The organism is Pseudomonas sp. D3, from assembly GCF_029320995.1.
GTDB lineage: Bacteria > Pseudomonadota > Gammaproteobacteria > Pseudomonadales > Pseudomonadaceae > Aquipseudomonas > Aquipseudomonas paraveronii.
Genome location: NZ_CP119772.1, coordinates 1,426,712 through 1,446,522 on the forward strand (window position 1 = coordinate 1,426,712; position 19,811 = coordinate 1,446,522).

A 19,811-nucleotide genomic window follows, 5' to 3' on the forward strand; every position below is an offset into this window, starting at 1 on the left:
CATCCTTGGCCCAGGACGGCTAACCCGGCGTCCTGCCGGGTTACCCACGGATTCAAGCCTGCGTTCGGCCAGCGTGGTTTAACGGGGCGCCTAAGATCAAAAGCCAAAGCCAAAGGCAAAGCGAGGCGGCCTTATAGCCGACCTGATCCTGGAAGCCGAATCCGGTCAAAAATGTGGGAGGGGCGGTGCGACGATTCGACTTGCCCCCGATAGCGGTGGATCAGTCATGCATGTATTGGCTGACACACTGCTATCGGGGGCAAGCCCCCTCCCACATTTGGATCTCCATAGCGGCGTTTTTTTGGGTGGTTAGAAGGTGGTGCGTAGGCCAAATTGCACGCTTCTGCCTTCTGCCGGGGCGATGTCGCGCAGGATCGAGCTGGCGTAACGCACGGTCTGGTTGGTCAGGTTTTCGCCGTTGACGAAGGCCAGCCACTGGCTGCCGCCGACGTTGAAGCGATAGCCGGCGCTGGCGCCTAACGTGGTGTAGCCGTCGGTGCCGCTTTCGTTGGTCGGCACGCGGCCTTGTCCAGCGGCGTGTTCGATGTCGATGCGTGCTTGCCAGCGGTCCAGTTCCCACAGCAAGCCGCTGTTCAGGCGCAGGGGCGCAATGCGTGGCAGGGCTTCGCCGGTGTCGAGGTTGGTGGCGCGGGTGTAGTCGCCCGACAGTTCCAGCGCGAATTTGCCGTAGGCGCTTTCGCCGAGTTTCCAGTGATCCTGGGCTTCAAAGCCGGCGAAACGGGCGCGTACTCCCGAGTATTTGTATTCAGGGATGCCGGCTGCGTCTTCTTCACCTTCGTCGTTCAATGTGCGACCTGTGCCCAGTAGGCCGATGTAGTTGGAGAAGCGGCTGTAGAACACGCCGAAGCTGCCTTTGTGCGTGCCGTTGTCAAAGCGCAGGGCCAGGTCGCTGGACACGGCTTTTTCTTTTTTCAGGTTGGCGTCGCCCAATTCGTAGGTGCCGGTGGCGACGTGGGCGCCGTTGGCGTACAGCTCGTAGAAGGTCGGCGCGCGTTCGGTGTAGCCCAGGGTTGCGGCCAGGGACCAGATTGGCGTGAGGGTGTAGACCGCGCCGGACGATAGGCTGCCGGCGGTGAAGTCGTTGGTTTTGTTGGCATTGGCGAAACGTGCGTTGCCTTTGCCGTCCGGGTCGACGCTGGTGTGCTCCAGGCGCCCGCCGAGGCTGAGTTTCAGGCGCTCGGTGGCCTGCATTTCTTCGAGGATAAACAGCGCGCCGGCGTTGGTGTCGGTCTGGGGCACGAAGGCTTCTGCGCCGAGGGCCGAGAACTCGTTGCGGGTCACTTGTGCGCCGATCACGCCGTCGAACGGGCCGAGCGGCTGGTGGCGCGCTTCAACCCGTGCTTCGTAGCCCTTGTTTTTGAAGATCGTGCCGGTTTCGCCGCCTTCGATTTCGCGGTGTTCGTAGTCGGTGTAGCCAGCGTCGAGTTTCACCGAGGTGAACGGGCCTTGCAGGTTGCGGATCTCGGAGGCAAACGCGTAGTGGTCCTGCTTCATGCGGATGCGCACCGCCTGCTCGGCGGGTGAGCCGTAGTTGCTGTCGTAGGTGCTGTAGGACAGCCCGGCATAACCGTCGTCCCAGGTGTAGGAACCGCCCAGCGCTCCGCCGTCCTGGCGCCCGTCGCTGTTGCCCAGGCGGCCGTTTTTGCCGGGGCCGTCTTCGGCCTCCGGGGCGTGGCGGCTGCGGGCCTGGCCCGGGATTTTCAGGTCATTGAATTGCCGCGCATTGGCGTCCAGGTGCAGGGCGAAGGTGCCGTTGCCGGCTTCGAGCTTGCCGGCGCTGCTGCGCGTGGTGTCGGCGCCGCCGTAGCGTAATTCAGCAGCGCCGTGGATGCCTTCGATGGCTTCAGTGGGGATGCGGTTGTCGAAGGTGTTGACCACGCCGCCGATGGCGCTGCCGCCGTACAACAGGGCTGCCGGGCCACGCACGATTTCGATGCGGTCGACGTTGACCGGGTCCAGCGGCACGGCGTGGTCGTAGGACAGCGACGAGGCATCCAGCGCGCCCACGCCGTTGCGCAGGACGCGAATGCGGTCGCCATCCTGGCCGCGAATGATCGGTCGGCTGGCGCCCGGGCCGAAGTAGGACGACGACACGCCCGGCTGCTTGTTCAGGGTTTCGCCGAGGCTGCCTTTTTGTTGCAGGGTCAGGTCGTCGCCTTCCAGCACGGTGGTCGGTGAAGCCAGTTGCTCGCTGCCCAACGGGTTGGCGGTGATGACTTGGGGTGGCAGTTCCAGCGCGTGGGCTTCGGAGCAGATCAGCAGGGCGGCGGCGAGGGGGGACAAGCGCCAGGCAGAGGAGAGGGACATCGGACATTCCTTGGCAAAACGACAAAAAAGAGAAGGCGGCAGACGTGATCGAACGGGTTGTTTTTGCTTGTTGTCGTTATAATATAACATCTCTTTTTGCCCTGAAAAGAGCAACTTTTCCCCAGGGGCTATATTCAATGCGGTGCTTCCACCTGTTCGCCCCGTCGGCTAAGGTGCGCGGCTGTATTTCCTCTTTTTGCGATAGGCCTGGCATGACCGCGACAAGCAACGACCCGCTTCACGGCGTGACTCTGCAACACGTCCTCACTACCCTGGTGGAACACTACGAATGGAGCGGTCTGGCCGAGCGCATCGATGTTCGCTGCTTCAAGAGCGACCCGAGCATCAAGTCGAGCCTGACGTTCCTGCGCAAAACCCCGTGGGCGCGGGAGAAAGTCGAAGGGCTGTACGTGAAACTGATGCGCACCAAACGCCCGCTGGACTGAACCCATGAAGCGCTGTGTAGCGGCGGCCGCCCTGGCCGGTTGGGTGGGGTTGGCGGTTCAGCAATACCTGATTTTCTATTCGCGCTGGTCGACGGGCGCCAGTCTGTTGGGCGGGCTGATCAACTTCTTCAGCTTCTTCACGGTGCTGACCAACACCCTGGTGGTGGTGGTGCTGAGCTACGCCGTGGTTCATCGTGATTCAGCGGCGAAGCGGTTTTTCCTGGCGCCCAGGGTCAGCAGCGCGATTGCCGTCAGCATTGTGCTGGTGAGCCTGGCCTATAACCTGTTGCTGCGGCATTTGTGGCAGCCCGAGGGGTTCCAGTTCATCGCCGACGAATTGCTGCACGACGTGATGCCGCTGCTGTTTGTCGTCTACTGGTGGCGCTGCGTGCCCAAGGGCGCCTTGCGGTTCAAACATATTGGCCTGTGGGTGCTGTACCCGCTGGTGTACTTCGCCTATGTGCTGCTGCGCGGGGATATGCTCGGGCAGTACCAGTACCCGTTCATCGACGTCGGCACCCTCGGTTATCCACAGGTGTTTATGAATGCCGGGGGGATTTTGACCGGGTTTGTGCTGATTGCGCTGGCGGTTGTGGGTTTGGACAAATTGCTCAAGCGGGCACCGTAAAAAAGCGCGGGCTTGCCCGCGATGACCATGCGTATCTACACAATTTTATTGGTCGTTCGACGGACCTGTGGCGAGGGAGCTTGCTCCCGTGGCGGCCTGTGAGCCGACCCTTTGCTCGGGTTGGAATGAGTACATATCCATTATTCAGGTAACGGCCGCTATGGGTTCCGCCCTTACGGCGGCTCACTTTTGAAAAGCGCAAAAGTAAGCACGAAATCGATATCTAACTCGCCGAGGGACAGACGGCTTCCTCTCCGCGCTCATTACTTAATTAGTTAGTGGGTCTGACCCAGTAGATGCTGTTATTTTTTTGTGTCTGTAATCCAGTTCTTACATACCCGTTCGTAGTTAATAGATTCTCATTAACTTGCATGTAGTCTGTTTCTTACGGCTGTTTTTAAAGTTTTGGCAAATTGCCATAATTTTCCTATGTGTCTGGGTGTAACAAAGCTACGCAAATTTGCGAAGCGGACGGCTTACTTCTTCATGGCGGCAGGGGAAACTTGCCCGGCTTCGAACGTGATCCTGATTTGCAATACAAATAGTTGGAAAAGCCGTTTTGCGCGCAACCGCGTGATCCAAACTTTTGCCGAGATGGAATCAGGAACTACACCCTGTTCGTTGCTTGCTTAATAAGTCCTGCTGCACTGCTGCGGCAGGCTTTCTTAATGAGGTTTATTAATGTGTGAGTATTGGCAAATGAAAAGCAAAATGAAAACTGCACTGTTGGCTGTCGGGCTGTTGATGGGTTCGGCGTCCGTTGTAAATGCGGCGGATGGAACGGTTACGTTTATCGGGTCGGTCCACTCGGGTGCTTGCTCTATTAAGCCTGACTCCGTCGATCAGACCGTTAACTTGGGGGCGATTGCAAAGCATCAGTTGCAAAGCGGAGGCAAGTCTGAAGCCCGGCGTGTACTTATCGAACTTGAAGGCTGCGATTTGACGGGCCTCACAGATAAAACCGTGACGACCACCTTCACCGCGGCGCCCTCAAGCGCTGTGCCTGGCGCGATCGGCACTGTCGGCGGCGCGGGTGGCGTCGGCATCATGATGACGCATGGCAGCAAACTCGTTGAGTTGGGTGTCCCTACGACCCCGCAGGCCATTGTCGTCGGTGATAACACCCTGGAGTTCGGTGCCTATGTACAAGGCGCCGCTACGGACCCGATCGTCCCGGGTAGTTTCAGCGCGGTAACCAATTTCACCTTGGCTTATCAGTAAGTTCTTCCCCCGCCACTTAGGGTGGCGGGGACGCTGGTGGGAGAAATCGGTGAAAACATTCATACGCGTTGCTATCACCTCGTCATTGGCGATGTTCATCAACCCTTGCGTTTTCGCGCAAACGCCGGCGCAAGGCGATGGGGTCGTCACGTTGGGAGGAGAGGTCATTGACTCCGCTTGCGGGCTGGAATTGGCCAGTGCCGATCAATCCATCGAGATGGCTCCCGAACCAATAGGTCGACTCTTGCGCAATACGAGGGGAGAACCACACCCCTTCCAGTTGCGTCTGGTCAATTGCTCATTGAGTCGCCCTGACCCGTTGCGCCCAGGCGTAAGTCTGCCTGATTGGCAGCATCTGCAAGTGACGTTTGACGGTCCTCGCGATAGAGAAGGTCGCTCCTTTGCTGCCTTCGGCAATTCAGAGGGGGTCGCTCTTCATATTTGGGATGCGGCCGGTCAAGAGAGTGTTCCGGGTGAGCCGATGGCGCTGCTTCCGTTGGCTGAAGGTGACATGACACTTCACTACACGCTTCGCCTGGTTGGCAACGGACTGCCGCTGGTACCTGGCGCTCACCTTGCCGCAGTGCGGTTCAAGTTGGAATACTTTTGAACAGTGATGGGTTGCTTTCATGTTGAATGCGTCGAAGATCAAAAATACGCTCCGCCCAAGCCTGTTTGGCGGGTTGATGGCAGTGGTGGGAACTGCATTGAGTGCAGGGGATATCGAGTTTAATACGGATGTTCTTGATCTCGTTGACCGCACCAATATTGACTTGTCTCAGTTTGCACGCAGCGGGTTTATTCTGCCGGGCACCTACTCGATGGTTGTACAGATAAATAGCCAGCCCATTTCTGAGCAATCGGTGGCGTTCTATCCCCCGGATAATGATCCCAAAGGTAGTCAGGCCTGTATATCGCACGGTCTTGTGGAACAGTTGGGCCTGAAGGCGTCCGGCGCTGCCAAGCTCACCTGGTGGAAAGGCGGGGAGTGCCTGGATATACAAGGTTTACCGGGTATGGAAGTCAGTGGAGATTTGGCCACCTCCACGCTGAATATCAACCTCCCCCAAGCCTATCTTGAATACAGTGCCATCAACTGGGACCCGCCCTCCCGCTGGGACGAGGGCGTGTCGGGGTTGCTGATTGACTACAACGTGACGGCGCTCTCCAGCCACCAAAAGAATGACAGTGTCCGCAATAACTTCAGTGGTAACGGAACCGTCGGGGCCAATGCCGGGGCGTGGCGCTTGCGGGCAGACTGGCAGGGGCGTGTCGACAGAGATCGTGAAGAGGCGTCCAGGCATCCGAAGCTGGAATGGAGTCGCTACTATGCCTATCGCGCAATTCCTGCGCTGAAAGCGCGCCTGGTACTGGGTGAGGACTACCTGTATTCGGACCTGTTTGACAGCTTCCGCTTTACCGGCGCCGCACTCAATTCGGATGAAAGCCAACTGCCACCCAACTTGCGTGGTTACGCACCTGAAATTGTCGGGGTCGCCAAAACCAATGCAAGGGTCATCATCAGCCAGCAGGGGCGTGTGCTGTATGAAACGCTGGTCGCGGCAGGGCCTTTTCGTATTCAGGACCTTCATGACGCCGTGAGCGGCAGGCTCGATGTGCGGGTGGAAGAGCAGGATGGTTCGGTCCACACGTTTCAGATCGATACGGCAGGCGTTCCCTACCTGACGCGGCCGGGACAAGTTCGTTACAAACTGGCGACTGGGCGACCGTCCAATCTTCAGTACGGCGGTGATGGCAACTTTTTTGGTAGTGGCGAGTTCTCGTGGGGCATCAGTAACGGCTGGTCGCTGTATGGCGGCGGTATAACGGATAACAACTACCGAGCGATGTCTGTTGGGGCAGGTCGTGACCTGTTGGCGTTCGGCGCCGTGTCGCTGGATGCTACTCAGTCGCGCGCCAGTGTGTGGAATGAGACGCTCTCGGGGAAATCATACCGTCTTCAATATTCCAAGAAGTTTGAACAGTACGACAGCCAAGTCACCTTTGCCGGTTATCGCTTTTCCGAGAAGAACTATTTGAGCATGAGTGAATACCTCGATGCTCGACATTACGGAAGGAACGGCGAACTCGCCGGGCTCGACAAGGACAGTGAGTTCCACACAAGTTGGAGGCCCATTGGTGGCAGCAAGGCACTTTATACGGCCACGGTGAATAAGCAATTTCGGGATCTGGGTGCGACCGTTTACCTAAGTTACAACAAGCAGACTTATTGGGAACGCTCGGCCACTCAGCGTTGGAATGTGTCGGTGTCACGCTACTTTAATGTTGGAAGCGTCAAGAACATGAGCTTATCGCTGAATATGTACCGCACTCAGGAATATAACTATAAGGATAACGGCATGGCGCTGACGGTCAGCCTGCCGTTGGGGCGCAGCGGTACATTGTCGCTGGACGCCAATCGAGCGGCAGGCAATAACAGTCTTTCGACGCGCTACAGTGATCGCCTCGATGAGCGTAATAGCTACCAGCTCAGTGCCAGCGATAACGCTGCCAGTGGTTATCTGAGTCATGTGGGTGACCAGGTAGACATTGATCTCGCCGCCAGTAAACGCGAAGGCAGCTACACCAGCCTCAGTGTGTCCGCTCGCGGCGGCGGCACGCTCACGCCTTACGGTGCAGCACTCCATCGTACCAACAGTACGGGCGGAACCCGCCTGATGGTCGATACCGCCGGTGTCCCCGATGTGCCTGTGCGGGGTTATGGCGCACCGACCCGCAGCAACGCCTTCGGCAAAGCGGTCATTTCCGATATCGGCAGCTATCAGCGCACGGCGGCCAGTGTCGATCTGGAGAGTTTGCCGAGCAATGTCGAAGCCACTCAATCCGTCACGCAACTGACGCTCACCGAGGGGGCGATCGGTTATCGGTTCCTGGACGTGATTTCCGGCGAAAAAGCCATGGCGGTTCTTCGCCTGCCGGATGGCAGTTCGCCGCCCTTCGGCGCGACGGTGAAGAACGTCAAACAGCAGGACACCGGGATTGTGAATGACGGCGGCAATGTCTACCTGAGTGGTATTCAGGCCGGCGAAGAGATGATCGTCAGTTGGGGAGGGGCCGAGCGATGCATCCTCACGCTCCCAGGCGTTTTGCCCGCGAATGGCTTGACCGATGCCCTGCAACTGGGCTGCCGGAGGGTAGCCACTGATCAATCCTTGTCCGAGCCAGCGACGCTGACCGGCAAGCCTATCGATACGGAGAACACATCCTCATGATGCTCAATACACGCCTCACACTCCAGGCCTTCACGCTGCTGGCCCTGGGCTTGAGTCAGAGTGCCAACGCGGCGGTTGGCCTGGATCGTACCCGAGTGATTTTTGATGGCGGCAAAGATGCCACCAGCGTGAACATCACCAATAACAATACCCAGTTACCGTATTTGGCCCAGGGCTGGATCGAGGATGAAGAGGGCAAAAAAATCACCTCGCCCTTGATCGTGCTACCGCCGGTTCAACGCTTGGAGCCAGGGAAGCAAAGCCAGGTGAAAGTCCAGGCGTTGCCGGCGGCCAAATCGTTACCGCAGGATCGAGAGACGGTCTACTACTTCAACTTGAGGGAAATTCCGCCGCGCAGCGATAAGGCCAACACCCTGCAAATTGCGCTGCAGACCCGGATTAAATTGTTCTACCGACCGCAAGCCATTGCGCCAAGCCAGCAGGATCTATCCAACCCTTGGCAGGAAAAGCTAACCCTGACTCGCGAAGGCGAGCGGTATCGGGTGAATAACCCTACGCCTTACTACGTGACCCTGGTGGATGCGCGCAGCACCAAGGACGGTAAAACCGTGCCCGGTTTCGAACCCCTGATGGTCCCGCCCAAAGGTACGCTGACCTTGGGGCCAACGGCCACGGCACTCGGCACCACGCCGTATTTGGCCTACGTGAATGATTACGGCGGACGTCCGCTACTGGCCTTCACCTGCGGTGGCAACACTTGCAACGTCAACTTGCAAGTATCAACGGCTAATGAGTAGCGCCTGCTGCTGGAGAACATCATGAAGTCGCACCATGTGAAGGTCTTGGGCGGCCTGTTACTGGCCTTTGCGGGGGGCGCGCATGCCGAGGATGTCGAGGGCATGAATGGGCTGCTGAACATTTCCGGAACCATGCATGAAACCCCCTGCAGCCTGGAGATGGCATCACTCCATCAAACGATTGAGCTGGGCGCCGTGTCGACCAGCCAGTTGCAACGTCCCGGCGATCAGGCAAAACCCGTGGCATTTCAGCTGCGGTTTACCGATTGCCACCGCACGGCAGGCAGCATCCGCAGTGAACGTACCGGGAACCTGACATGGAGTGCCTTTCAACCCGTACTGTCGGTAGCGTTTTCCGCGCCTGCCGATGCCGATGATCCGCGGCTGGTCAAAGTGCAAGGCGTCACCGGGATGGGCCTGCATTTGACCGATGCACTGGGGCGGGATGTGCAGTTGGGTTCAAGGGGCGAACCTTTGTTTTTGCCCCTGGGCGGCAATATCCAGACCTGGAATGTTCAACCCACACGCACCTCTGCGGCGTTGACCAGTGGCGCATTTCGGGCCGTGGTGGATTTCAGGCTCAATTATGAGTAGGGGCAGAACGATGGCAACCTCAACCGGTCTGCGGGCCATTCTTATCGGTGGCGGCCTGCTGTGGGCTGTCGGCCAAGGCGTGCACGCTGAAACCAGCCTGACCATTCGCGCAGTCATCATTGCGCCGCCGCCGTGTGTGATTAACAGCGGCAGCACGCTCGATGTGCCTTTTGGCAATGACCTGCTGACGTCACGGGTTGACGGGGTCAATTATCGTCGAGACGTGCCTTACACCGTCACGTGTGATTCCCCGTTCAGCAACGCGTTGACCCTGGAACTCAAGGGCTCGGGGGCTGCGTTTGATAATGGCGTACTCGTGACCCGCAAACCGGATCTTGGGGTAAAGCTGTTCGTGAATGGGGCTGATTGGCCGCTGAATACGGCAGTGAATTTTACTTATCCGAACTTTCCGGTGGTGCAGGCGGTGCCGGTCAAACGGGCAGGTAGCAAGCTGACGGGAGGCGCATTTGATGCGACCGCCACCCTTGTGGTCGATTACCAATGAAGAGGAACGATCAATGACATTTTGGCAGCCGCGAGCGTTGCTCGTCTGCTGGTCCATCGGCCTTTGCAGTGGTGCTTCGGCCAACGTGACCTTTAGCGGAACACTGAATGAGCCTCCCCCTTGCACGATTGATGGCGGCAACACGATTGAAGTCGATTTTGGGGATGTCGGCGTAAAGCGCGTCGACGGTGTGAAATACCGCAAGGGGCTCGGTTACACCATCAGCTGTAGCCCCGCCACGCTCCCATGGGAACTGAAACTGAGCGTCAACGGCACCCCCACGACTTTTGATGGCTCAGCGGTGCAGACCAATGTGCCTGACCTGGGCATTCGGATTTTTCAGAATAACGTGCCGTTTCCACTCAATACGCCACTGGACATAAGCCTGTCGTCACCGCCGACATTGGAAGTGGTTCCGGTCAAACCGCTGGGTGCAGTGCTGACCCCGGCAAGGTTTACGGCGGTGGCCACGCTATTGGCCGAATACGAGTAGGAGTTGAGCCCATGCAACATGAAATGCTTCATAAAGGTTGGCCATGTGCCGGGCTGGCAGTGCTGTTCATCTTCGGCCTGATGCCTGAGGGGCATGCGGCGGACAACCTGAGTTTCAAGGGCAACCTGGTTGAAGAGGCCTGCACGATCCGCCCTGGCGACGAGGCAATCACGCTGGAACTCTGGGACGTTACCAGCAAGCACCTCTACATCAACACGCGCTCACAGGGGAAGGGTTTCAAACTGCACCTGGAGGACTGCGACACCACGATTGGCAACACGGTCACCGTCACGTTCGGCGGTAGGGAAAACATGGCACTCCCCGGATTGCTCGCGCTCGATGGTGGAAGCGGTGCCTCAGGTATCGCGGTCGGCTTGGAGACGCCGAGCAATAAGCCATTGCCGCTGAATACCGTCAGCGATGAACAGGTGTTGAGTAACGGCAGCAATGTCATTGAACTCAAGGCCTATGTGCAGGGTGAGCCGGATGCGATCAGGGATCAAACCATCGGGCACGGTCTGTTCACGGTGACCTCGACGTTCACGCTGGACTATCCGTAACCGCCTCAGACAAACCTCAACGCTCCCTAGGGCTGCTTTAAAGCGCGGGCTGAATGTTCGCTGGGCAATGCTTGGGTAGAGCAGCAAGAGAGATCAACATGAAACAACTATATGGTGCGATGGCGCTGTTCGTCCTGATTGGTTTCAGTACGACCGTGAGCGCAGCGACATGCCGTGTGAATGGCGGACCGTGGGAACCGATATTCGGGGACCTACCCCTACAGGTTCCCGTTACCGTTACCTTGGCCGCAGATCGTACACGGATCATGTTGGAAGGCGCGCGGCTTGAATGTGGGTTTTCCAGAGGGGCGCAGAGCCCGTCTTCCCGGCAGGACTACTGGTCAACGGGTAGCGCGGCGGGGACCCCCTGGGTGCCGGGTATCAAATTCAGCCAAGAAGGCGCTGGTTTACGAATGAATGGAGCGTACCGAAATATTCCTATCCCGAATGGAATACGGGTCGCCACGCTGCCTGACGACGAGAGAGGTTACCCGATCGATGTCACGCCCTATATTCTGGTGCGCAACAACCCGTCTAATCCGATCGATATTCGAATAGGCGATACGCTCGGGATCCTGCGTCTCGCCGCCACGAACAACTACAACGCAAGTACGGCGCGGATCTCAGTTACCTACACCGCCGCCAACAACTTCACCATCACCCCGTCAACCTGCACGATCAACAATAACAACCCGATCGAGATCAACTTCGGCAACGTCCACCAACGTGCAATCGGCGCCGATCCGCTGACAACGTCCATCCGCAGCGACCGCCGGCTCACCTACTCCTGTCCGGACGGCGGGATTACCACACCGATCACGATCTCTTACAAAGGCAATCCGTCGTCGTTTGATACACGCCTGCTCACGATGACCAACCCGGACGTAGGCACGGCCCTCATCCGTGCCGGGGCTGCGGTTCCGGTCAACGGTTCATTCCTGACCCGCATTACCAACAGCGTGGGGGGCGACGATGTGACGTTTTCTCTCGTTCGGCGAGCGGGGTCGCTACCTGCTGCTGGCGCCACCAGCGGCAGCGGGGTACTCGTGATGGGGGTGCCGTGACACTCGCGCCAGGCTCACGCTTCCTCACTGCCCTCGGCGCGCCAGTAACCGACGGCCTTGAGGAACGCTTCATCGACCTTGTGCGTGTCCAGCAGCACTCGGCGCACTTGGCGCGACAGCTTGGTTTCCATCGCCACGAAGGTGTACAGCGCACCGCTCGGCAACGTCAGTGTGCGCACGGTGTCGAGCAGGTCAGCCTGGCCGCGTAGCACCCAGATCACGTCAACCTCGGCCGCGCTTTGCAGCGCCTGTTGCTCGGCGGCATCGGCGATTTCAATCACCGCCAGCACCCTGCGCCCGGCCGGCAGTTCTTCGAGGCGGCGGGCGATGGCGGGCAGGGCGGTTTCGTCGCCGATCAGCAGGTAACTGTCGAAGATATCCGGCACGATCATCGAGCCCCGTGGGCCGCCGATGTACAGGTGCTGGCCGACTTGAGCCTGCTCGGCCCAGGTGGAGGCGGGGCCATCGCCGTGCAGCACGAAGTCGATATCCAACTCGCCAAGGCTCAGGTCGAAACGCCGTGGCGTGTAGTCGCGCATCGCCGGCTGCGGGCCATCGCCCTTGATGTTGAACGTCGGGCTTTGCAGGGCGGCCTGCTCGGCGGCGTTCTGCGCGAACATCAGCTTGATGTGATCGTCACTGCCCAGGCTGACAAACCCCGCCAGCTCAGGCCCGCCGAGGGTGATGCGGCGCATGCGCGGGGTGAGATCGACCACCCGCAGCACGTCGAGGCGACGGCGTTTGATCTCGTGGGTGACGCGATGGATGACGGGCGTATTCATTGGGTTTTCCCCTGGATAGGTTGAACGGCCGGGCCGTCGACGATGGCGTGGGCGGTGCTGTTGAGCAACGCGGCGACGCGCGCGATTTCTTCGGCGCTCCAGCGCCCGTGGTGCAGTTGCAGGGCATGGCGCAGGTTATGCACCCCCTCGTGGATTTCCGGCGGGCGATCATGGCCGCGCAGCGAGCGTTTGCTGACGTCGATGCGCGTGCGCACGCCTTCCAGTGCAATCGCCTGCTCACCTAAAGAAAGACGACCGGCGTCGGTGACGGTGTAGCGCTTTTTTCCACCTTCGGCGTCGCCGCTGATCAATTCGCTTTCTTCAAGAAAGGTCAGGGTGGGGTAGATCACGCCGGGGCTGGGGCTGTAGGCACCGTCGAACAGGCCTTCGATCTGGCGGATCAGGTCGTAGCCGTGGCACGGCTGTTCGGCGATCAGCGCCAGCAACAGCAACTTCAGGTCGCCGGGGGCAAATACACGTGGGCCGCGACCGCCGCGTTCGCGGCCGGGGCGTTTTTCGAAGCCGTCGCGGCCCTCGCCGTGGGGATGATGCTCGCTCATTTTGGGTCTCTCCGTTTTGGTTAAGATATAACTTAAGATATATCTTAAGGCTGTTCAAGATCAGTCGACCAACGGTCGCAGCCCGGGCCTACTTAACTACCACCGGCCTGCGTCAGGCGCCCACCATGCTGATGGCTCTTCCCATGCGCATGGAGCCAGTGCGATGAGCACATTGATTTCTTCCCCGTATTCGCCGACATCTCTGGAAATACGGGGCTATCTGCATCAGATCGGTCACCAGTTACTTGAAGCCGATACACCGTTACTGTCCAAACGGCCGCTCCCCGTCGAGTTGCAGCAGCTTGAAAAACTCAACCAGACGCTCAAGGCGCACACGCACGCTCATTTCGATAGCAGTCGTGCGCTGTATGCCGGTGTGGCACAGGCCGACCTGCAGAGTGAAGAGGGCAAACAACTGCTGGCGACGCTCCAACGCGACCTCACGCCGCAGCTGCAGAAACTCGATGAAGTCAGTGTGCTGGGCAGCAAAAGCCTGCGCACCTTCATGGCCAATGACGCTGGCCTGGCCGCGTTGGAACTGGAAGCCAAGCTCAACGTTCAGGGCTATCTGCTGCAGCGTGAGGAGGCGCGACTGGTGCAGAACCTGGGTTTGGGGCCGACCTTTCGACCGGGTATCTATGCGTTGACCTTCAGCTATCAAGCGCAGACGATCGAATTCGCCGGGGCCTTTGTGCTGACCGAAAAGAACACGCCCGTGGTCACCCAACTGACCCCGGCTGACGCTGTCGGCTACGTCGTGTTGTTTACCCCGGCCCGTGGCTTTGAGTCGTTCAGCTCGCTGGCCGCTATGAACACCCGGCTGCGCGACGCGATGGCGGTCGGCACTTGGCGCAAGGAGTTCATGAGCCTGCTGCCGCGGCAATACCAGGCACTTTCAGCCATGGGCATCTGGCCCCTGGCGCTGGCGCCCATCGATGGCGAACCGCTTTGCGAACACACCTACGACGCCAGGCTGGCCAAGCGCGCGCGGGATATCGACTGGGCCTTGAGCCTGGAAAACAACCCCGGCCACAGCGCCCAACAATTGCTCACGGACCTGGACGACGCCATCCGCGCGGCCTTGCCCGATCTCGGCCTGCGCCTGGAATTGCGCGCCCAACGCCTGCTGGACCGCTGCCTTGAATACAGCGCCCCGGCCTGGTATCGCAACGCGCCCAGCCCCCAACGCGAAGCCCTGGCACGCCACCTCAGCGAGTACGACGAGGCTCGGCAAACCCTGCTGAACCTGTTCGGCCATGCCGCCTCGCCGCCGACCCTGGCGCGTTACCAGGTGCTCGAACAACTGGCCAGCGACCTGGAAATCACCGACTTGGACCCCGACCGCTTGCAAGTGCGCACGCGCCGCAGTGTGGCCAGGGTCGGGACCTACGAGCAAACACACAGCCTGACCGAGCTGGCGCTACGGGGCCTGCACAGCGGTGACGAACTGGCGGGGTCGGCGTTTTTGCTCAATACCACCTTCACCTATGCCGACGCGCCGCTGGCCGAGGACTATCAGGAGCTGACCCCCGTCTACCTGGTCGGCCTGCTCAACACCCTCAAACCACGCGTGGAGTTTGAGACCGTGCGGCGCGAGTACTACGCCAAATCCGAGATCCACGCCGCCCTCGAACAGATGCTCGACCGCCGCATCCATGCCCTGGCCTACACGGCCAAGCTGCAAAACCACATCACCGAGGCAGACTATCAACGGTTTACCCGTCTGCGTCAGGGCGCCAGTGCGCCACTCGGCGCGAGCACCGTTGCGCTCAATGGCTGCGTGCTCAAGGACCTCTGGCTGCTGCGCGAGACCGACGCACAGGGTCGCCTCCAACGCTTGCTGCTGTGTACCCCCGAAGCGCCCCAGGCCCAGCAGTTTCATGGGTTCGACACGGAAATCCTCTGCCAGGCGCATATCCTCGCCTGGTGCGCAGACGCCGCCATGCGCGCTTATCTGCTGGAGCAAGTCGCCCTCACATCCCGTGCGGGCCTGCAAACTTTCATGGCCAGCCTGGGCTTCATCCCGGCGCAACAGGAATATCGCCACGTCACCTTCAGCGAGGCGAGCAGCCACGCCGATTGCCTCAAAGCCTTGCGTGCCCGCTTGCTGGATATTCAGACCGACGATTACCACTGGGGCACCCCGACCTGGTACCGCGCGGCCACCGAGGCGCAACGTCGCCAACTGACCCAACTGGCGGAAAATGCCGAAGGCGCCGCGCACACCTATGCGCAGCACCCGTTATCCGACGCGCGCTTTGTCACCTTCGAACGCTTCGTGCATGCCCAGGCCAAAACACAGCTCAACGCTCTGCTCGGCCGCCAGCGGCAAAACGACGTCGACCCCGATACCGTGTGGGTGCATTACCCCAAAGACTTCCCCGCCTTAACGCGCCCCGCGTCCGTCACCTATACCCGGCTGTATCGCGAGGGTTTTGAAGGCGCCGTGGGCTTCCTCGACGCCAAGTTCGAAACCGTCGCCACCTTCATGGGCCCGGCCGGGGTCAATCTGAGCAAGCTCACGCCGAGCAACGTCGCGCTCTCGGTACGCGGCGTGTGGATCGGCCAGCGCTACGCCGATGAAGTCAAAGCCAAGCTGCAAAACCCCGGCAGCCAAGGCTACCCGCTGCGCCGCGATGCAACGCTGACCATCAGCCAGCTACAACTGCACAGCGCTGCGCTGGAGTCGCGGCTCAAAGGCCATATCGCCCAGGCCGATCTTGATTGGCTTGAGCGCGCCATCCACAGCCTGGATGACACGTCGGCCGAAACGCGCAACACCTACTGCGTGCATCGCCTGATGATCGACGGCGACTGGGTGATCGACACCCTGCTGTTCAGCCACAGCGTGAACCCGGTGCTGCTCTACACGCCGCAGGCGCCGGATGGTGTTTTCTTCCGTGAAGCCCGGGTGTTCAACTACCTGCTGAAAAAAGTCGACGGCATGCTCGATTACTTCAGCGCGCGCGTCGGTGTGCAGTCCCAGGTTCGGGTGCGAGGTTTTCTGCAAACCGCCAAGGCTGGCCTGCCCGCAGACCTCAACAGCACCGACCTGAGCCCGGCGCGCTACGACTCGACCGAACGCGTTGCGCCCGTGCTCGACCTGCGCCACCTGCTGCACGACATGAAGCTGCAACGCAAGATCGACGACGTGGCTGCCACCACGGTCAATCGCAGCGACATGATCATGGGCCTGATCTGGAGTTGCCTCGAACCGCTGATCGCGATTGCGACCGCGCCGTTTCCGGTGTTGAGCCTGAGCCTGGGCCTGTTGCTGGCGCTCAAGGACGGCATGCTTGCCCTGCACGCCTATAACCAGGGCGACACGCATGCCGCGCTGCAACACTTTATCGGCTACCTGAGCAACAGCCTCGGCGCCGTGTTCAGCGATCTGCGCCCGGCACTGAAGTCCATCGGCCCGTTGGCGCGGCCCATGCGCCACCTCATGCGCCCGGCGGTGCAGCACCAGTCCATGGCGCTGATCAAACAACTGGAGCCACCGAGCCCCGCACCCGCCGGCATGCAGGCGGTGATGTTCGAAGGTCGGTCGTTGTGGGCTGCGAAAACCCCCGATGCGCTAGGCCGCTATCTGCTGTTTCACCAGGACCCAGTGAACGGAAAACTGCTCTCCACCGCACGCCTGGTCAACCAGAATGCCGAGGGGCACTGGGTGCGCTCGGGCCTCACCGGCGGGGCGCCGACACCACCCGCGCCGACACCCCACGCGTTGCAGCGCTATGAAGTGCCGACGGAGCGGATCAAGGACTATGAAACCGTGCTGACACTGGAGTTTGGAACCCTCTCCAGCGTGGATGAGTTTTTCGGTGATGGAACCCGCAATGCCCTGCTGATCTATGAAATGGGCCCGCTAGAAGCCCCGTACTTGAAGGCATACCGGCAGTTGCGCAGCGATGCCGACACGTTCTTCACACAGCTGCAACCCATCGTCCCCAGGGCCGATGTACTGGCCTTTGAAACAAACGCGACCCATCGGCACATCCTTGAAAGCGCCTTCAAGGAAAACCAAGGCCTGGTCGTGGGCGCCGTGCCGAGCTCGCTCGCTGGCAAACAGTTGCTGATCGACAACATGCACGCCCTCTACGCGCTTGGCGTGCGGCGCCTGTACATCGAATACCTGCCGGCGGACCTGTTCAGAGTCAAACTCAACAAGTTCAACGCCGGGGGCAGCTACAGGCACATCAGCGCCTATCTGAAAAAAGTCGAGAAAGCCCTGGGGATCGCCAAAGACTCGCCGCACGCCTATCGCGCCTTGATGCTTGCGGCGCGTCGCGAAAAAATCGCCGTCTGTGCGCTGGATGCGTCTACCGGCTACGAGTTGGACAGAGCCTTCTACCTGAGAAACGGCGCGCTGGTCAGTCCCCGGCCCAATGCCCAGCGAAACTTCTACTCCCATAAACTCATCGACGCCGACATCGCCGAAAACCCCACAGACGGCTGGGTCGCCCTGGCTGACAGCCGCCGCACCAACACCCACACACAAACCCCGGGCCTGGCCGACCTGCAAAAGACCCTGAGTGTGCGGGTCGAAGACGTCGCCGCCGGCCAGCCGGTGGGTGTCTGGAACGACACCGCCGGCGCGATCGCCGACGACCCGCTGGCCAAAGCCGATTTCAAGCTGACCCTGCAAACCCCGTACACCGCGCCCCCGGCGTTCATCACCGCAACCCGCGACGCAAGCGCCTACAGCGACTTCGACATAGACGCGCGGTTCACCCACGAGCTGCATGAAATGGGCAAAGGCGCCCACCCGTTCGACACCCGTTACGGATCGCTCGACCACAAAATAGCCGCCGCCGAAAGCGCCTTCAGGAAAACCCGCGAACGCCTGGATAAGCGCGCCGATGAGTTTTTCAAAACCGCTGAACTCCCCGCCCGGCCGACCTTGCCGGACTTGCCGGCGCACACGACCCAAGCTGACTTTATCCAGCAAAGCTACAAACACGCCCCAGGGCTGATTATCTGTGAGAGCCACGCCGAGCAATCGAGCAAGGCGTTGCTGATCGATCAGATGAGCACGCTCAAGGCACACGGGGTCAAAACCCTCTACATGGAGCACCTGTTCACCGACCTGCACCAGGCAGACCTGGATACATTCCATCGCACGGGGGTAGTGTCCACATCGCTCAAAGACCGCCTGTGGACCCTGGACCGTGGGCACATGCCCGAGTACCGCGGGCCGCACACTTACACCAGCGTGGTGGACGTGGCGGGCAAACACGGGATGCGCATACGCGCATTGGATTGCGTATCCAGCTACCACACCAAGGGCATGGCCGCCGCCAATACGTCGCGCCTTTCGATGTTCAATTTTTTTGCCAGCGAGGTCATCCGTAAGGACCAGGCGGCCCAAGGCGCGCATAAGTGGGTGGCGCATATGGGGAGTGCTCATGTGCACCCTGTCGAGGGCATTGCGGGCGTCGCTCAAACTCAAGGAGCCATCAGCCTGCGGACCTTCGATGTCCCAGTGGGTACAGCCACCGAGTTGCGTTCAGGACTGCAATGGACCGTTGCCTATGGATCGTCTTTGTACCCCAACCGGCTCACGGCGATCCGCAGCGACTTCACCTTGAGTGTCGTCGCCCCAGGCGCACGACCCCTTCGCGCCTATGTTCCGGTCGATCGTTCACGGCTGACACACCCCGGGCAGTTCATGGTCGAGCAGCGTTCACCCCACGAAGTGAACCTGGTGCATCACTCGCGCACTGGCGAGATTCTCACCACACCGGTGCAGATTGACGATCAAGGCCGCTTCTTCATCGAGCGCTGGGCCGAACTGAAGGACGAGCGGTTTAGCGCGTTCGAACGACTGCTCTCGGCGCTTGAACAGGTGATCAAGCTTAAGCGTGTTCAGTAAGCCGGAGCATCCGGATTATTTGGAGCATGTGCCTGATGGGTATACGTGTGACTTTGTATGGCCGAATTGGACGTTGCCGAAGCAGACGTGAGAGCGAGCGAAAATAGGGCGCAGACCAACAGTATTGTGACTGTGGTCTGACACCTGTTTTGCTGCTTTGGCAAGAAAGCGTAAGCGTCCAGGCAACACACGTTGCCGGCAAGGGCGAAATGATTTGAGTTCGATGCATTCCTTCTGGAGAATCCCCGCCTTTGGCTCGAAAGGATGCGTGCAATGAAGTTCGAAGGGACTTTTCAATACATGGGCAATCACGGGATCGTTTTCAACGTATCGCAGATCACCCTCACCGACAGCGAACGCGGGCGCCTGCGCGAGCTGCATTTTGGCGAGGCAGGACGCGCCCACTATGACGTCAACAACAAGGTCGTCGAGGTGTACGACAAGATGTTGGCCAAGAGCCTGCCGTGCGTGATGATGATCGGCATCTCCAAGCCGCTGACCCGGCAGCAGGGCGATGTCCTCAATGCCCAACGCACCAAGATCGCTAACCTTGCCGCCAGTGCCTTCGCTGGTGCCACCTCTGCAGTGGCCTCCCCATATGTCGGTGTTCCTGTAGGCGCCGGTGTGCGCATGTACGCCAATGAAATCTTGCCCACCTATCATGCCGGCGACGTACTGGTCAGCATCGAGGCGCAGGTCAGCGGCGGCATCGGCCCGCAACGCTCCAGCTCGACACTGATCATCAAGACCTGACTGGAGACGCA

Annotated in this window: 16 protein-coding genes; 13 read left to right on the forward strand and 3 right to left on the reverse strand. The window is 59.9% G+C overall.

The genetic code is table 11. The features are described from left to right. Nucleotides 1-309: 309 nt before the first annotated feature. Nucleotides 310-2,328: a TonB-dependent receptor gene (locus P3S72_RS06340; RefSeq protein WP_276196654.1), complete on the reverse strand. Its 2,019-nt coding sequence runs from the start codon at nt 2,326-2,328 to the stop codon at nt 310-312. Between the two features lie 212 nt (nt 2,329-2,540). Between P3S72_RS06340 and P3S72_RS06345 the strand changes: the two genes are divergently transcribed. From P3S72_RS06345 to P3S72_RS06395, 11 genes are all read left to right on the forward strand, one after another. Further along, nucleotides 2,541-2,774 carry a VF530 family protein gene (locus P3S72_RS06345; RefSeq protein ID WP_010212838.1) on the forward strand — a complete coding sequence of 78 codons (234 nt, stop codon included), beginning with the start codon at nt 2,541-2,543 and terminating at the stop codon, nt 2,772-2,774. A 4-nt stretch (nt 2,775-2,778) separates the two neighbouring features. Then, nucleotides 2,779-3,402, forward strand: a complete 624-nt coding sequence (locus P3S72_RS06350) for a Pr6Pr family membrane protein (RefSeq protein WP_276196655.1) — start codon at nt 2,779-2,781, stop codon at nt 3,400-3,402. A 711-nt stretch (nt 3,403-4,113) separates the two neighbouring features. After that, complete coding sequence (locus P3S72_RS06355; protein ID WP_276196656.1) at nt 4,114-4,623, forward strand: fimbrial protein; 510 nt, start codon at nt 4,114-4,116, stop codon at nt 4,621-4,623. A gap of 49 nt (nt 4,624-4,672) precedes the next feature. Then, complete coding sequence (locus tag P3S72_RS06360) at nt 4,673-5,233, forward strand: fimbrial protein (protein ID WP_276196657.1); 561 nt, start codon at nt 4,673-4,675, stop codon at nt 5,231-5,233. 19 nt (nt 5,234-5,252) lie between these two features. Then, nucleotides 5,253-7,856, forward strand: coding sequence for an outer membrane usher protein (locus P3S72_RS06365; protein WP_276196658.1), 2,604 nt, complete (start codon nt 5,253-5,255; stop codon nt 7,854-7,856). Continuing rightward, nucleotides 7,853-8,614 (forward strand): fimbria/pilus periplasmic chaperone, encoded by a 762-nt coding sequence (locus P3S72_RS06370; protein ID WP_276196659.1) that lies wholly within the window; start codon nt 7,853-7,855, stop codon nt 8,612-8,614. Before P3S72_RS06365 ends, P3S72_RS06370 begins: the two co-directional genes overlap by 4 nt. Nucleotides 8,615-8,635: 21 nt before the next feature. After that, entirely contained in the window at nt 8,636-9,208 is a 573-nt protein-coding gene (locus P3S72_RS06375) for a fimbrial protein (protein ID WP_276196660.1), read from the forward strand. A 10-nt stretch (nt 9,209-9,218) separates the two neighbouring features. Continuing rightward, on the forward strand, nt 9,219-9,713 hold the full coding sequence (locus P3S72_RS06380) for a fimbrial protein (protein WP_276196661.1): 495 nt from the start codon (nt 9,219-9,221) through the stop codon (nt 9,711-9,713). Between the two features lie 13 nt (nt 9,714-9,726). After that, nucleotides 9,727-10,206, forward strand: coding sequence for a fimbrial protein (locus P3S72_RS06385; protein ID WP_276196662.1), 480 nt, complete (start codon nt 9,727-9,729; stop codon nt 10,204-10,206). A gap of 11 nt (nt 10,207-10,217) precedes the next feature. Next, nucleotides 10,218-10,766, forward strand: a complete 549-nt coding sequence (locus P3S72_RS06390) for a fimbrial protein (protein ID WP_276196663.1) — start codon at nt 10,218-10,220, stop codon at nt 10,764-10,766. 98 nt (nt 10,767-10,864) lie between these two features. Next, nucleotides 10,865-11,830 carry a fimbrial protein gene (locus tag P3S72_RS06395; protein WP_276196664.1) on the forward strand — a complete coding sequence of 322 codons (966 nt, stop codon included), beginning with the start codon at nt 10,865-10,867 and terminating at the stop codon, nt 11,828-11,830. A gap of 14 nt (nt 11,831-11,844) precedes the next feature. Here the strand turns inward: P3S72_RS06395 and P3S72_RS06400 are convergent, their stop codons facing one another. Together P3S72_RS06400 and P3S72_RS06405 are read right to left on the reverse strand one after the other, a co-directional pair. After that, nucleotides 11,845-12,612, reverse strand: coding sequence for a siderophore-interacting protein (locus P3S72_RS06400; protein WP_276196665.1), 768 nt, complete (start codon nt 12,610-12,612; stop codon nt 11,845-11,847). Then, a complete protein-coding gene (locus tag P3S72_RS06405; protein ID WP_276196666.1) occupies nt 12,609-13,172 on the reverse strand; it encodes a PadR family transcriptional regulator in 564 nt (187 codons plus the stop codon). Before P3S72_RS06405 ends, P3S72_RS06400 begins: the two co-directional genes overlap by 4 nt. A 163-nt stretch (nt 13,173-13,335) precedes the next feature. Between P3S72_RS06405 and P3S72_RS06410 the strand changes: the two genes are divergently transcribed. Both P3S72_RS06410 and P3S72_RS06415 read left to right on the forward strand, forming a co-directional pair. Further along, nucleotides 13,336-19,047 (forward strand): membrane-targeted effector domain-containing toxin, encoded by a 5,712-nt coding sequence (locus P3S72_RS06410; protein WP_276196667.1) that lies wholly within the window; start codon nt 13,336-13,338, stop codon nt 19,045-19,047. Between the two features lie 273 nt (nt 19,048-19,320). Then, entirely contained in the window at nt 19,321-19,800 is a 480-nt protein-coding gene (locus P3S72_RS06415) for a hypothetical protein (protein ID WP_276196668.1), read from the forward strand. The last annotated feature ends 11 nt before the right edge of the window (nt 19,801-19,811 follow it).

What these genes read in the sequence shown, in the direction of transcription:
- P3S72_RS06340 (WP_276196654.1), bottom strand. Translation starts at nt 2,328, where the DNA reads ATGTCCCTCTCCTCTGCCTGGCGCTTGTCCCCCCTCGCCGCCGCCCTG.
- P3S72_RS06345 (WP_010212838.1), top strand. Translation starts at nt 2,541, where the DNA reads ATGACCGCGACAAGCAACGACCCGCTTCACGGCGTGACTCTGCAACAC.
- P3S72_RS06350 (WP_276196655.1), top strand. Translation starts at nt 2,779, where the DNA reads ATGAAGCGCTGTGTAGCGGCGGCCGCCCTGGCCGGTTGGGTGGGGTTG.
- P3S72_RS06355 (WP_276196656.1), top strand. Translation starts at nt 4,114, where the DNA reads ATGAAAACTGCACTGTTGGCTGTCGGGCTGTTGATGGGTTCGGCGTCC.
- P3S72_RS06365 (WP_276196658.1), top strand. Translation starts at nt 5,253, where the DNA reads ATGTTGAATGCGTCGAAGATCAAAAATACGCTCCGCCCAAGCCTGTTT.
- P3S72_RS06370 (WP_276196659.1), top strand. Translation starts at nt 7,853, where the DNA reads ATGATGCTCAATACACGCCTCACACTCCAGGCCTTCACGCTGCTGGCC.
- P3S72_RS06375 (WP_276196660.1), top strand. Translation starts at nt 8,636, where the DNA reads ATGAAGTCGCACCATGTGAAGGTCTTGGGCGGCCTGTTACTGGCCTTT.
- P3S72_RS06380 (WP_276196661.1), top strand. Translation starts at nt 9,219, where the DNA reads ATGGCAACCTCAACCGGTCTGCGGGCCATTCTTATCGGTGGCGGCCTG.
- P3S72_RS06385 (WP_276196662.1), top strand. Translation starts at nt 9,727, where the DNA reads ATGACATTTTGGCAGCCGCGAGCGTTGCTCGTCTGCTGGTCCATCGGC.
- P3S72_RS06390 (WP_276196663.1), top strand. Translation starts at nt 10,218, where the DNA reads ATGCAACATGAAATGCTTCATAAAGGTTGGCCATGTGCCGGGCTGGCA.
- P3S72_RS06395 (WP_276196664.1), top strand. Translation starts at nt 10,865, where the DNA reads ATGAAACAACTATATGGTGCGATGGCGCTGTTCGTCCTGATTGGTTTC.
- P3S72_RS06400 (WP_276196665.1), bottom strand. Translation starts at nt 12,612, where the DNA reads ATGAATACGCCCGTCATCCATCGCGTCACCCACGAGATCAAACGCCGT.
- P3S72_RS06405 (WP_276196666.1), bottom strand. Translation starts at nt 13,172, where the DNA reads ATGAGCGAGCATCATCCCCACGGCGAGGGCCGCGACGGCTTCGAAAAA.
- P3S72_RS06410 (WP_276196667.1), top strand. Translation starts at nt 13,336, where the DNA reads ATGAGCACATTGATTTCTTCCCCGTATTCGCCGACATCTCTGGAAATA.
- P3S72_RS06415 (WP_276196668.1), top strand. Translation starts at nt 19,321, where the DNA reads ATGAAGTTCGAAGGGACTTTTCAATACATGGGCAATCACGGGATCGTT.